The sequence below is a fragment of the Streptomyces sp. NPDC052023 genome (genome assembly GCF_044548465.1).
Classification (GTDB): Bacteria; Actinomycetota; Actinomycetes; order Streptomycetales; family Streptomycetaceae; genus Streptomyces.
This window is the reverse complement of sequence record NZ_JBIUBW010000025.1, coordinates 85,212-97,601: the sequence shown is the minus strand read 5'-3', so window position 1 is coordinate 97,601 and position 12,390 is coordinate 85,212. Positions and strand designations below refer to the sequence as shown.

General features: G+C 69.1%; 12 protein-coding genes and 3 pseudogenes. 13 read left to right on the top strand and 2 right to left on the bottom strand.

Annotated elements, in window-relative coordinates:
* Positions 1–49: 49 nt before the first annotated feature.
* The 6 genes and pseudogenes from ACIHCM_RS33505 to ACIHCM_RS33480 all read left to right on the top strand — a co-directional run bounded on the left by ACIHCM_RS33505 (position 50) and on the right by ACIHCM_RS33480 (position 4,833).
* A complete protein-coding gene (locus ACIHCM_RS33505; protein ID WP_399904428.1) occupies positions 50–613 on the top strand; it encodes a transposase in 564 nt (187 codons plus the stop codon).
* A gap of 23 nt (positions 614–636) precedes the next feature.
* Positions 637–1,959: an ISL3 family transposase gene (locus ACIHCM_RS33500; RefSeq protein WP_399904425.1), complete on the top strand. Its 1,323-nt coding sequence runs from the start codon at positions 637–639 to the stop codon at positions 1,957–1,959.
* On the top strand, positions 1,887–2,243 hold the full coding sequence (locus tag ACIHCM_RS33495; protein WP_399904422.1) for a transposase: 357 nt from the start codon (positions 1,887–1,889) through the stop codon (positions 2,241–2,243). The genes ACIHCM_RS33500 and ACIHCM_RS33495 overlap by 73 nt, the downstream gene beginning before the upstream one ends.
* Before the next feature lie 51 nt (positions 2,244–2,294).
* Positions 2,295–2,664, top strand: a pseudogene (locus tag ACIHCM_RS33490) (transposase); the annotation flags it as partial.
* Between the two features lie 28 nt (positions 2,665–2,692).
* The gene (locus ACIHCM_RS33485; protein WP_399904419.1) at positions 2,693–3,544 is read left to right on the top strand and encodes an IS5 family transposase; all 852 of its coding nucleotides are present in this window, start codon (positions 2,693–2,695) and stop codon (positions 3,542–3,544) included.
* Between the two features lie 203 nt (positions 3,545–3,747).
* Positions 3,748–4,833 (top strand): IS110 family transposase, encoded by a 1,086-nt coding sequence (locus ACIHCM_RS33480; protein ID WP_399904434.1) that lies wholly within the window; start codon positions 3,748–3,750, stop codon positions 4,831–4,833.
* A 116-nt stretch (positions 4,834–4,949) separates the two neighbouring features.
* On the opposite strand, the gene ACIHCM_RS33475 is transcribed toward ACIHCM_RS33480, so the two are convergent.
* Positions 4,950–5,837, bottom strand: coding sequence for an alpha/beta hydrolase (locus ACIHCM_RS33475; RefSeq protein WP_399904418.1), 888 nt, complete (start codon positions 5,835–5,837; stop codon positions 4,950–4,952).
* A gap of 147 nt (positions 5,838–5,984) precedes the next feature.
* On the opposite strand from ACIHCM_RS33475, the gene ACIHCM_RS33470 reads away from it, so the two are divergent.
* The 5 genes and pseudogenes from ACIHCM_RS33470 (at position 5,985) to ACIHCM_RS33450 (ending at position 8,573) form a co-directional block, all read left to right on the top strand.
* The gene (locus tag ACIHCM_RS33470) at positions 5,985–6,848 is read left to right on the top strand and encodes a helix-turn-helix domain-containing protein (RefSeq protein WP_399904416.1); all 864 of its coding nucleotides are present in this window, start codon (positions 5,985–5,987) and stop codon (positions 6,846–6,848) included.
* A 69-nt stretch (positions 6,849–6,917) separates the two neighbouring features.
* Positions 6,918–7,097, top strand: a pseudogene (locus ACIHCM_RS33465) (DDE endonuclease); the annotation flags it as partial.
* Between the two features lie 291 nt (positions 7,098–7,388).
* Positions 7,389–7,796 carry a hypothetical protein gene (locus ACIHCM_RS33460; RefSeq protein WP_399904413.1) on the top strand — a complete coding sequence of 136 codons (408 nt, stop codon included), beginning with the start codon at positions 7,389–7,391 and terminating at the stop codon, positions 7,794–7,796.
* Between the two features lie 44 nt (positions 7,797–7,840).
* Positions 7,841–8,308: a hypothetical protein gene (locus ACIHCM_RS33455; RefSeq protein ID WP_399904411.1), complete on the top strand. Its 468-nt coding sequence runs from the start codon at positions 7,841–7,843 to the stop codon at positions 8,306–8,308.
* Between the two features lie 37 nt (positions 8,309–8,345).
* Complete coding sequence (locus ACIHCM_RS33450) at positions 8,346–8,573, top strand: hypothetical protein (protein WP_399904408.1); 228 nt, start codon at positions 8,346–8,348, stop codon at positions 8,571–8,573.
* Between the two features lie 333 nt (positions 8,574–8,906).
* Here the strand turns inward: ACIHCM_RS33450 and ACIHCM_RS33445 are convergent, their stop codons facing one another.
* The gene (locus ACIHCM_RS33445; protein WP_399904406.1) at positions 8,907–10,106 is read right to left on the bottom strand and encodes a hypothetical protein; all 1,200 of its coding nucleotides are present in this window, start codon (positions 10,104–10,106) and stop codon (positions 8,907–8,909) included.
* Positions 10,107–10,191: 85 nt separating this feature from the next.
* Here ACIHCM_RS33445 and ACIHCM_RS33440 point away from each other — a divergent pair, with 85 nt between their 5' ends.
* Complete coding sequence (locus ACIHCM_RS33440; RefSeq protein WP_399904403.1) at positions 10,192–11,169, top strand: ABC transporter substrate-binding protein; 978 nt, start codon at positions 10,192–10,194, stop codon at positions 11,167–11,169.
* Positions 11,170–11,273: 104 nt separating this feature from the next.
* Positions 11,274–12,272 (top strand): annotated as a pseudogene (locus ACIHCM_RS33435) (FecCD family ABC transporter permease); the annotation flags it as partial.
* Positions 12,273–12,390 lie beyond the last annotated feature (118 nt).

Here is a 12,390-nt window from a genome sequence, read left to right as displayed (position 1 = left end):
GCGCACCGCACGACGGCGGAGCTCAAGCGGGTAACGGGAAGGTCGTGCCATGACTCGATCCTTTCATAAAATCGAGTCTCCATTCGAACCGGGGCAGTTCAGTGAGAAGTTGCGGTTGGAGGCGGTTGAGCGCTTCCAGCAGGGTGACGAGAACGCGGTCATCGCTCACGACCTGCGGGTCAGCGTCCGGTCGGTACAGCGGTGGCGCAGGGCCTGGTCGCAGGAGGGGCCGAGAGCCCTGGCCTCGAAGGGGCCGGCGTCCTTGCCGTTGCTCAGCGACGAACTCTTCGCCGTACTCGAGCGGGAGCTGTTCAAGGGACCGGTCGCGCATGGCTGGCCGGACCAGACCTGGACGCCTTCGCGGATCAAGACCGTGATCGGGCGCCGGTTCCACAAGAGCTACACCGTCCAGGGCGTTGCCGCGCTGCTCAGACGACATGGCTGGACCTGCCAGGTTCCCGCCCGCCGTGCCATCGAGCGAGATGAAGCGGCCGTGGCCGGCTGGATGAAGGAGACCTGGCCCCAGGTGGAAGGACCGTGGCGGCGCTCGACGCCTGGCTCGTCTTCGAGGACGAAGCCGGATTCTCGATGGGCTCAGTCAAGATTTCCGTGACGGGGTGACGGAGTGTCATTCCGGTGGCATGGTCGGCCGTGTGTGATGACTTGCTGGGCATCGTGTTCCCGCATCTGGAGAAGGTGCGGGTGGAACACATGAGGGTGGAGGACGGCGTGGTGCGGGTCAAGGCCCGCACCCTGGAGGGTGCGTTTCCATGTCCGTCGTGCGGTGTTTGCTCGTACCGGGTCCACAGTCGGTACCGGCGACACCTGGCGGATGCCGCCGTGGGCGGGCGTCCGGTGGTCGTCGACTTGTCGGTGCGGCGGTTGTTCTGCGATGTCGCTGATTGTGCGCGTCGCACCTTCGTCGAACAGGTCGAGGGCCTGACCATCCGCTATGGACGTCGCATTGTGATGTTGGTGGTCCTGGTGCAGGCGATTGCCCTGGCACTTGCGGGCCGGGCAGGCGCCCGGCTGGCCGCCGTACTCCACATCGGCGTCAGCAGAGTGACCTTGTTGAACGTGCTGATGGCGCTGCCGGACCCGTGCCCTCCCTCACCACGGGTGGTCGGGGTGGATGACTTCGCCACCCGACGTGGGCGCAGATATGGAACGGTGCTGGTCGACGTCGAGTCCCGAGCCGTCCTCGACTTGCTGCCCGGCCGGGAGAAGGAACCTGTGGCGCTCTGGCTGGCCGGACACCCGGGGATCGAGGTGATCTGCCGGGACCGGGCCGGCGCCTATGCCGAGGCGGCCCGCGCAGGCGCTCCGGGCGCGCTGCAGGTGGCCGACCGGTGGCATTTATGGGGCAACCTGGCCACCGCTGTCGAGCGCACGGTGATCGCTCACCGTCCTTGCCTGCAAGAACCTGAGGTGAGGACCCCTTCGGCCCGGCGCATGGCCGCGGCTCCGCCCTCGACACGCAATCCGGACACCGGCGCAGAGAAATGGCTGGTCACCCGGACACGGGAGCGACACAAGGCAGTTCACCGACTGCTGGCCCGCGGATGGACGATCAGCGCCATCGCACGGGAACTGGGCCTTGCCCGACACACCGCGGAACGCTATGCCCACTGCCAGAACCTGGACGGCCTCATCGAAGGCTCCCTTCGCACCACACGCCTGGACGACTACAAGCCCTACCTGATCCGGCGCTGGAACGAAGGATGCACCGACGCCGCACGTCTCTTCCGAGAGATCCAGACCCAGGGCTACCCGGGACGAACCCCCCAAGCGGTGCGACGCTATCTCCGGCCGCTTCGCACCAGCCTCGGCTCCATCCGTTCGCCAGCCCCGGTACTCAAACCGCAGCAGGTCACCAACTGGATCATGTGGATCCCCAGCACCTGCGCGACGACGAAGAGCGCCAGCTGGGTGAAGTGTTCACCCGTTGCCCGGAGTTGACTGCCGTCCGTGGCCACGTGCATGCCTTCGCGCGGATGGTCTGCGACCTCGGCGGAGACCGCCTGCCGGCGTGGACAGACGCTGTCCGCGCCGATGACCTACCCGCTCTGCACGCCTTCGCCGACGGTCTCCGGCGTGATTACCAGGCTGTCACCGCGGGTCTTACGCTGCCCTGGAGTTCCGGTCCTGTCGAAGGCCACGTCAACCGAATCAAGATGCTGAAGCGACAGATGTATGGGAGAGCCGGGTTCGCGCTCCTCCGTAAACGAGTGCTCCTGGCCTGACCCAAGTCACGCTTCGTGACCCCGTCACGGAGATCTTGACTGAGCCTCTCGATGACGCCGCCGACCACCCGCACCTGGTCCCGCCGCGGCCACACCCCTGTGGTCCACGTCCGGGGCCGTTCCCGCCGCCGCTTATCGGTGGCCGCCCTGGCCTGCTACAAGACCGGCGAACCCTCGCGACTGATCTACCGGCCCTGCCCGGACGCCCGGCCCGACGGGCGTAAGAGCTTCTCCCTGGCGGGACTACCGCGACCTGATCCAGACCGCCGACCAGCAACTGGGCGGCCCGATCGTGCTGGTCTGGGACAACCTCAACACCCACCTCACCGCCGGCATGCGCCGCTACATCGCCGACCGCGACTGGCTCACCGTCTACCAACTGCCGTCCTACGCACCAGACCTCGGGCGTGTGTCGAAAGTAGATCTTGGGCTGTGAATGATCACGTTCCATGGGTCGGGGAGATCTCACGGACGAGCAGTGGGCGGTGCTGGAGCCGTTGTTGCCGAAGGGCACGAAAGCGGGGCGGCCGCCCGTCTGGTCCCGCCGGCGGTTGATCGACGGCATACGGTTTCGGGTCCGGACCGGTGTTCCGTGGCGGGATGTGCCCGTGGAGTACGGGCCATGGGGCCGGGTCTACGACCTGTTCCGTCGGTGGCAGCGTAACGGCACCTGGCACCGGATCCTGACCCGGCTGCAGTCCCTGGCCGACACGAAGGGGGCCATCACGTGGATCCTGAGCGTCGACTCCACGGTGTGCCGCGCCCATCAGCACGCGGCCGGGGCCCGCAAGCAGTGTGACCTGCAGAAGGAACCGCCGGGCGGTGTGTTCACCGAGCCCGATGACCACGGACTGGGACGCTCACGCGGCGGGTTCACCACCAAGCTGCACCTGGCCGTCGAACAGGGCCAGAAGCCCATGGCCATCGTGATCACGGCCGGGCAGCGCGGCGAGTCGCCGCAGTTCGGACCGGTGCTGGAAAAGGTCCGCGTGCCCCGCATCGGGCCGGGCCGGCGACGCGTTCGCCCTAACCGCGTGCGGGTCGACAGAGCCTACGCCTCCCGCAAGAACCGTGCCTACCTGCGGCGCCGAGGAATCCGATGCACCATCCCCGACAAGGCTGACCAGGCACGCAACCGGCAGAAGCTCGGCTCCCGCGGCGGTCGGCCTCCGCGTTTCGACCCGGCCGACTACCGCGAGCGCCATGCTGTCGAGTGTGGGATCAACCGTCTCAAGCGGCATCGCGCGGTCGCCACGAGATACGACTGTGAGGATGGCAGTGCCGTCTCGGCGGTGGCCTGACCCGCGATACGACTGACTGTCATGTCCTGAGTCTTGATCTGTCGGCCACCGTTCGGGGCGGCACTCGCCGTCACCAGGCTGGCGGGTGTGTCCCGATAGGGGCCTTCGCTACAGGCACCGTCACAGTCCTGACCACCCTGCCGGCCCGGCGACGGCCACCAGCCTTCCGGTTCAATGGCAGGAGACCGATGACCGGCGCCAACATGGCCGAGCCGACCCGATTGCACCATGACCGCGACCGAGAGGTCGTCCTCGGCGTCGACACCCACAAGGACGCACACGTGGCAGCCGTCGTCTCCACGACCGGCAAATTGATCGACTCCCGCAGCTTCCCCACCACGGCCGACGGCTACCAGCAACTGCTGGACTGGGCCCGCTCGCACGGCATCGTCCACCGCGCCGGAGTGGAGTGCACCGGCTCCTACGGAGCCGCGTTGAGCCGATTCCTGCGGGGCAACAGCCTTGCAGTGATCGAGGTGAACCAGCCGGACAAAGCCACCCGGCGCCGGCGGGGCAAGACCGACACCATCGATGCTGAAGCAGCAGCTCATGCCGTGCTGTCCGGCAGAGCCACAGCGACGGCGAAGCTCGCGGACGGCCCGGCCGAAGCACTCCGGCTCTTCAAGATGGCCAAGGTCTCCGCGGTCAAAGCCCGCACCCAGGCCATCAACCAGCTTCGAGCGGTCCTCGTGACGGCGAGCCCAGAGTTACGAGAGCCTCTGGAGGGACTGACCATTCCCAAACTCGTCCGAGCCTGCATCGCTCTGCCGAAGGCCGCGGCCGGCACGGTCACAGCAGCGGCTGTCTTCACACTGCGGCTCCTGGCCCGCCGCATCGAGGAGCTCGACGACGAGATCGCGGCCCTGAAACAGCAGATCACCGACGTGATCAGCCAGCACACACCCCAACTACTCGAGTGTTACGGAGTGGGTCCGGACACCGCGGCAGCCCTCCTCATCGCCACTGGCGACAATCCTGAGCGACTCGGCAGCGAGGCTTCATTCGCCTCACTCTGCGGCGTCAGCCCGGTCGAAGCCTCCTCGGGCAAGACACAGCGCAGAAGGCTGAATAGAGGCGGTGACCGGCAGGCCAACTCGGCCCTCTACACCATCGTCCTGGCCCGTCTGCGCTGGGAGACCCGCAGCCGCAGCTACGTCGAGCGACGCATCGCCGAAGGCAAGACCCGACGCGAAGCCATCCGCTGCCTCAAACGCTACGTCGCCCGAGAGCTCTACACGATCATCATCCGAGCCCGCACGCTGCCCCAGGAGCAAGTCTTGGCCGCTTGACATCCATAGGGGCATCAAGCTTGCCGTCCGCTATGAGGCCGTCGTGCTGGTCGCGGCCATCGGAGAGTGGTTGCGACCAGCACCCTGGCGTCCCTTGCCCACACAGGCTTGCCGACTCAGGCGAGGTGCTTGCTGAAGAACTCGACCAGCTTGGCGACGGCAGGAGTCACGTACTCGTCGCGGTCGTACAGGTCGACGTGGGTGGCGCCGTCGACGAGGAACAGTTCGGCGTTGCCGGGGCTGTCGGCGACGGCCTTCTCGGAGAAACCGCGGGTCACAGCCTCGGTGCCGGCGATCATGAGCAGCGGGCGGGGCGCGATCTTGGCGACGTCTGCGAAGGAGTCGAACTGGTCGAGGAGATCCGCGCTACGCACGACCACGTCACCTGTGGAGCGCGGGTGGTAGCCGCGGGGCGTCTTGTAGTAGTCGACGAACTCGGCCGTCGGGGCGGGGGTGTCGGCGTCGGCCGTCTCCGGCAGCACGGCGAACGTCGCCGCGGGCTCGCCGGCGGCCTCGGCGCTGCGGAGGTTGCCGGAGTTCGCCACCATCTGCTGCCAGCCCTCGGGGTCGGCTCCGCGGAAGAAGCTGGGAACGTCCGTCCCGGACACACCGGCCACAGCCTTCATCCGGTGGTCGGTCTGCGCGGCGTAGGGCACGTAGGCACCGGAGCCGCACACGCCCATCACACCGATGCGGTCGGGGTCGACCTCGGGGCGGGTGGTGAGGTAGGAGACTGCCGCACGGAAGTCCTCGGCACGCTGGAAGGGGTCCTCCAGAGCGCGGGGCGTGCCCTCGGACTCGCCCTGGAAGGCGGCGTCGAAGGTCAGGACGGCGAATCCCTCGTTGACCAGGCGTGTCGCGTACGCCGCCGGCGCCTGCTCCTTGACTCCGGTCGTGGGGTGGCCGACGACGATGGCGGCGAGCGGTCCGTCGACGCCGTCGGGGAGGTAGAGGTGGCCGGCGAGCTGCAGGCCGTTGGTCGGGAAGCGGACGTCAGTCCTCATGTTCTGCTCCTGCGGGATCGTAGGTGGCCGGCGATCTGCGGGCCTGTATCCACTGTCCGGCCGATGGCCTGGCGCAGGAAGGTCGCGTTGCTTCCTAGGAAGGATCTTTCCCAGGCAGGGCCTTCTCCCCGGTGCCATGCTGAAGGAATGACTGGTTCCGCCCACCTTCGTGAGCTCGGTGAGTTCCTTAAACACCGCCGTGGCGAACTCACACCCGCGCAGGTGGGGCTCCCCGAGCGCGCGCACACTCAGCGCCGAGTGCAAGGGCTGCGCCGCGAGGAGGTGGCCGAGCTCGCCGCGATCAGCACCGACTACTACGTACGCATCGAACAGGGCCGACTCGCACCGTCACCGCCGGTGCTCGACTCCCTCGCGCGGGAGCTGCGGCTGAACGGCGACCAGAGGACGTACGTGGAAGGACTGGTCGCCCAGGCCGCACGGGCCGGGCACCGCAAGACGCCGCGTCGGTCCGCCCGCCCCAAAGCACACCCGCACCTGACCCGGCTGCTCGCCCAGCTCACCGGCACACCCGCCCTCGTCTTCGGCCCGCGCCTCGACATCCTCGCGTGGAACCCGCTGGCGGCGGAGCTGCTGTGCGACTTTGCGGCCGTGCCCGAGTCCGAGCGCAACTACGTCCGCATGGTCTTCACCGACCCGGTGATGCGCGACATCTACCCGGATTGGGAGGACGTGGCCCGCACCTGTGTCGAGGTCCTGCGCATGGAGGCCGGAACGAACCCGACCGACCCGGCCCTCACCGCCCTCGTGGGCGAGCTGGCCGTCGCCGACCAGCACTTCCGGGCCTGGTGGGCCGAGCACCGCGTCGCACACCAGGACTTCGGCAGCAAACGCATCGCGCACCCCACCGTCGGCGAACTCACCCTTGACTGGGACACTTTCCGCTACGCGGGTGCCCCGGAACAGCAGCTCGTGCTCTGGTCGGCCGAACCGGGCACCTCGGACGCGGAACGACTGGCCGCTCTGACCCGCAGCACGGCCCAGAGCCCGTGACCTTCCTGAGCATCACTGCAACTGAAACGTTCGAGGAGCGATGGGCCAGCGCCACTTACGAAACAGGCCCTCAACCCGGTCGAGAGCATCTGGTCCGTCCTGCGACGCACCACCACAGCCAACCGCGCCTTCGCCGACCCCCATGACCTGATCACTGCCGTCCGGCGCGGCTTACGCCAGCTCCAGTACCGTCCCGACGTCCTCGACGGCTGCCTCACCGGCACCGGTCTCCGACGCCAGCCACCATGACGACATCACGCATTCAAAGTCAGTAGTCGACCCAGATGCCGTACGCATCGCGTCAAGGATTCGGTCGCCGCCGTACCAGTGCGACAGCTTCGACCCGGCGCTTCCGTTCTCCGATCCGGGCACCATCCTCACGGAGAAGTTGCCGTCACCGACGCCGGCGCCTTCCTTGGCGGACGTGAAAGGGAACTCGTCGTACTCATAGCCCTGGGGGGCGCTGCAGACCGGCGCAGGCCGCGTCCTTGGCGCTCCTGTTGCGTCGCTCTACGTCGCGGAGGCGGTCAGGTAGGGATCTTGACCGTCCTTTTCGGCCACGCCTCGGTGATCGTCGTCTGTGTGCGTGAGAACGACGAGGACGGCGATAACTACTCCTCCCTAGACTGGGAGTACAACGACATCCCGACCCGCAACGGCACCAACGACTTCGGCGCCCGGTCCGCCGCCACCAAGCACAACATGCGCAGCAAGAAGGCCGTCACCCCTCCCTGCAACGGCCGTGCCGAGCAGGGAAGCGGAAACCGCTGGGAGTACGACGGAGTCATCACCAGCGGAGGAAGTGTCCGCATGACCATTACCAGCGTTGCCGAACGTGGTGAGCGCGGGCAGGGAGGCGTCCGGACACCCGATGGACGCCCCATCGGGACCATTGCCGCCATCTGCCGCGGGCAGACGCTGTGCCCTGACTGGGTGAACCGGATCTGACCAGACGCAGCGCCGGCGGACACCGGAAGAGGGATTTATGCGTCATGGAAGATTTCTTCTCGCGCGTTCTGCTGGCGCTGCGCCGGTTCATCGGGGTCCCGCTGCCGGGAACAGCCTGGTACCTCTACGGCGCACATCCCCTCGGCAACACTGTCTTCAGGGTCTGGCTGAACGGCCCCGGCCATCCGGCCGAGCGCGCCGGCTCCCTCCTGGTCGACCTTCCGTTACCGGCGAGTGCCTCGGAGGAACGCGGCTGGTGGTGGTACGTCGGAGCCCTGCGCCGGATCACCCGCCTCATCTCCGAAACCGGGAGCGCGCTCGCGTACGGCGATGACGGCGTGGTGGTGGTGGTGGACGTCGGCGCCGTCCTGGAGCAGGAGACATTCCCGGACGAGCCGGAGGTCACGCTGGAGGACGGAGTGGACTACCTCATCGGCGACCTGGGCGGCGACGCGCTGTGGCACGAGACCCCCGCGTCCGCTTCGGCGGCAACCGGACTCGCCCGAAAATGAGCTGTGGGCATAGCGGTTGGGCTGACAGTTCGCGGCTGTGGAAGAGGTCGTGTTCCAGCTGCAGAGGTTGTTGCTGCCGTCGATCGCCGACGTCGCGGTGCTGTCGGTGGACGTGAACATCGAGGTAGTACGCGTTGACGCTCTATGCATCGCTGACGGCGCCTTATGCCCGGTGTGCGGAGTCTGGTCGAACCGGGTTCACGGTTCCACCTGCGGTTTCTCGCTGATGTTCCGAGTGGTGGACGAAGCGTTGTTCACCAGTTGAGGGTTCGTCGATTCGCCTGCGGCAACCCGGCGTGCACACGCCGTACCTTCGTCGAGCTGAACCGCCCCCGGTTCGGTAGAGATCTCAGTGTGTGGTTGTGACCTGGGGTTTTGCGGATTCCATGTAGGGGGTGGCCTCGTACTCGAGGGGCGGGACGTGGCCGCCCGCGCGGCGGGTCCGGCTCGACCGCCTGCCGCGACGAACTCGTGGCATCCGCAGCGCCGATGGGGGCGTGCGCGCACGCGCCCCCCGGCGCTTCGTGGGGGGCTTGGCCTCGGCGAACGCCGCCCCGCCCGTCGCGGACGCCCCGGCCGCGCCGGCCCGAAAGCGTCGTCAACGGCCCACAGGATCACGGTCGGCACCGTCGTCGCGGCTGCGCAGGGTCACGTGGCCGCCGTGGTGCAGCGGTGTGCCCAGCCGCGGACGGGCCGCCTCGTGCCCCGTCTCCGCGTCGAACAGGTGCACCTCGCCGTGGCCGCCCCGGGTGACGGCGATCCAGTCGGAGTCCGGTGAGGCTGCCACCGCCCTGCGCTGGACGCCTTCCCAGGGGGTGCCGCCGCGGCGCGGTGCGCCGTCCATGGCGGGCAGGGGAATGCGGCGGACGGAGCCGTCGGCGCCCAGGAGAACCAGTTCGTCGCCGTCGGGGTGGATCCGGGTGAAGGCGGTGTGGCGCCGGGCGAGGGCCAGGCGGAACACGAGCCCTGGGCCGAGTTCCGTGTGGAGCGTGCGGCCGGTCTCCAGGTCGTGGTGCCATGCCTGGTTGGTCCACTCAGGCCAGCGCAGCGGGTCCGGGTCGCCGCCGCGCAGCGTGCTCCAGAGCGCCGGCCGGCGGGTGTCGAGCCGGAGGTACCAGCCTCGGGCGGGGGACCCCCAGGGGATGACCGCCTCGGCGGCGAGTGCGTAGCCCCTCCTCCGGGCCCGGTGTACTCCCTCGCCCGTGGCCGCGAACACGTCTCCTCTGCCGGGTGCGTGCGCGTCCCCGTGCCCGTCGTCCGGCAGCGGCAGGACCGCGTGAGGTGTGACCGGAGGGCAGCCGGGCGGAGCCGCGAGGAGGTCGGCGAACCGGTGGACGGCAAGCTCGCCGGGCTCCCGGTGCCGCAGCACGACGAGCGGATCGTCGCCGCCCAGCACCGTCACGCCCGGTTCGCCGACGCGGGTGCGTACCCTCGCCGTGTCTCCGGTGTCCAGGTCGAGGACGGTCAGCAGGTCCGACCAGGGTTCGGTGTTCTCGCCCAGGCCGGTGGTGACGGCCAGTAGGCGACCGGACGGGTCGCAGCCGAGGTGCTCGGCCGGCACGGCGACCGGGACCGTGAGTTCCACGAGCTGCTCGGCGAACGGGTCGAGGACCAGCAGTTCCCCGCGACGGTCGTCGACGCAGGCCACCCGCCCGCCCGGCAGCGCCAGGAACCCGGCATGCTCGGAGAGATGACGGCCGGTGAGGCGTCCCACGACGGTGCCGTCCGGCACGGTCAGCACATGGACGGATCCATCCACATGGTCGGAGACGAGCAGGACGGGTGGGGCAGTGGGCATGGGTCCTCCAGAAACCGATTGGGTGAAAACGATTATCATGTATCTTCGGTGCGTTCCCGGTATCTGAGGAAGAGCGAGGGCATCGATGCTGCGCGCACCGTCGAGATTCGTCCGTAGTTGGATCACCGCAGCGGTGGTCGGTTCCGTCCTGGTCGGCTGCGGCTCGTCGTCCGGGGAACCTGTGAGTGACAAAGCCAAGCCGGCGGCGAAGACCGAAGTCACCGTCGAACCCATCACGGCGTCCACGGAGTTGACCGATACGAAGGGCGTCGAGGTCTCTTTGAAGAAGGAACCCGAGCGGATCGTCTGCCTGTTCGCGCTCTGCGATGACATCCTGACCGAGTTGGGCATCGTCCCGACGGCCACCAACAGCGCGTTGCTCGCCCACCCGGACTTCCTGGGGGAGGAGAAGGCCAAGGACGTCGACGTCATCCCGGGCGGGTTCATCGCCCCGGAGGTGGAGGCGATCCTCTCCCACAAGCCCGACCTCGTCATCGGACTGGGCGACACCCACGGCAAGCTCGCCCCGGCGCTCAAGGGCGCCACGACGTTCTGGGCGATGCAGCCCGCGACGTGGGAGGACAGTGTCGGATACCTGCGCGACCTCGCCGCGCTCACCGGGCGCACCGCCGAGGGTGAGAAGGCCGAGAAGACCTTCCGGACCAAGCTCGCCGCCGCCGAGAAGACTCCCAGCGACAAGACCGCTCTCATCATCTACGGCAGTGACGAGAACTTCGGCGTCGCGACCCCGGAGACCGACGTGGCCGCCAGTCTCTTCCCCAAGATCGCCGACTACCCCTGGAAGTCCCGTGGTGTGGAAGGCAGTTACAGCCTCGAGGAGATCCTCGCCCAGGACGTCGACGTGCTGTTCGTCGAGACGCTGAGCTTCGGCGACGCGGACGGCAAGCTGTCCGAGAAGCTGGCCGAGAACCCCCTGTGGGGCAAGATCCCGGCGGTGAAGAACGGCGACGTCCACGAGGTGAACTCGGAGGTGTGGGCCAAGGGCCGCGGCACCCGCTCGCTGGGCATCGTCCTCGACGAGGCCACGGCCGCGCTGCGGTGAGGACGTCCTTCTCGGCGCCCGCCGCGGCGGATCCCGTCGCGGCGGGCGGACAGCGGCCGTCGCGCGGGGCACGGAGCGGGCAGCCGCTCCTGGTGGTCGTCCTGCTGGCCGTCTCCTCGGTCTGCGCGCTCAGCCTCGGCACCCCATACGTCCCACCGCACCGGCTGGTCGCCGCGGTGCTGGACGGGGACACCACGCTCGCCGGGATCGTCGTCTTCGAACTCCGCGTGCCCCGACTGGTGCTGGCGCTCGTCGCCGGAGCTTGTCTGGGGGCGGCCGGACTGGTGCTCCAGGAGGCGCTGCGCAATCCCCTGGCGGTGCCGGAGATGCTGGGCGTGTCGTCCGGTGCCGCGCTGGGGGTGGCCGCGCCGCTGGTACTGAGCCTGTCACTGCCCGCCGCCGTCCAGCCGATGCTCGCCATCGGCGGGGCCGCGCTCGGCGGCGGGCTCACGCTCCTGGCTGCCGGACTCGGCCGCAGTCCGTCCGCGGTGCTGCTGACAGGGGCCGCGGTGGCGGCGGCGTTGCAGGCCGCGCTGCTCGTTCTGATGGTCATGGCCGACCAGTTGGACCTCCAGCTCATCTACCGTTACCTGCTCGGCTCCCTGTCCGCCCGGACCTGGGACGACGTGACGGGACTGTGGCCGTGGCTGCTCGTCGCGCTCCCCGCGCTCGTGCTGTGCGCGCCGGTGCTGTCGGTGATGCGGCTGGGCGACCAGGACGCCGAGGCGCTGGGGGTGCGCGCCCAGCGTGCCCGGCTGGCGGCACTGGCCATCGCGGTGGTGCTGATCGCCCCGGTGACGGCCGTGTGCGGGCCCGTGGCATGGGTGGGCTTCCTCGCCCCGCACCTGGCCCGGTGGTTCAACCCCGTGGCGGGAGCGGTGCGCTGGCTTCCGTGGTCCGCCGCCTGGGGCGCGGTCGTCGTGGTCGTCGCCGACGTCCCGGCCCGGCTGGCGCTGGCGCCCGTGGAGACACCGGCCGGCGCGTGGACGGCCCTGCTGGGGGTGCCGGCCGGGGTCGCGCTGATGCGGTCGCGTGGTCGCGGCCGGTCGGCCCGGCGCCGGCCGACCGCCTCGGCCGCGGTGCGCGGGCCGCTGCCCGGACCGCGGAAGGCGGCTTCCGTCGCGGCCGACGACGTTTCCCACGCGGGGGTGCCGGACGCGATCCCTCGCGCCGACGCGGCGAAGGACCTCCCCCGCGCCGACGCGGCGCACGCGACCCCCC

What these genes read in the sequence shown, in the direction of transcription:
- ACIHCM_RS33470 (WP_399904416.1), top strand. Translation starts at nt 5,985, where the DNA reads ATGACTGGTTCCGCCCACCTTCGTGAGCTCGGTGAGTTCCTTAAACAC.
- ACIHCM_RS33475 (WP_399904418.1), bottom strand. Translation starts at nt 5,837, where the DNA reads ATGAGGACTGACGTCCGCTTCCCGACCAACGGCCTGCAGCTCGCCGGC.
- ACIHCM_RS33445 (WP_399904406.1), bottom strand. Translation starts at nt 10,106, where the DNA reads ATGCCCACTGCCCCACCCGTCCTGCTCGTCTCCGACCATGTGGATGGA.
- ACIHCM_RS33455 (WP_399904411.1), top strand. Translation starts at nt 7,841, where the DNA reads ATGGAAGATTTCTTCTCGCGCGTTCTGCTGGCGCTGCGCCGGTTCATC.
- ACIHCM_RS33505 (WP_399904428.1), top strand. Translation starts at nt 50, where the DNA reads ATGACTCGATCCTTTCATAAAATCGAGTCTCCATTCGAACCGGGGCAG.
- ACIHCM_RS33440 (WP_399904403.1), top strand. Translation starts at nt 10,192, where the DNA reads ATGCTGCGCGCACCGTCGAGATTCGTCCGTAGTTGGATCACCGCAGCG.
- ACIHCM_RS33480 (WP_399904434.1), top strand. Translation starts at nt 3,748, where the DNA reads ATGGCCGAGCCGACCCGATTGCACCATGACCGCGACCGAGAGGTCGTC.
- ACIHCM_RS33485 (WP_399904419.1), top strand. Translation starts at nt 2,693, where the DNA reads ATGGGTCGGGGAGATCTCACGGACGAGCAGTGGGCGGTGCTGGAGCCG.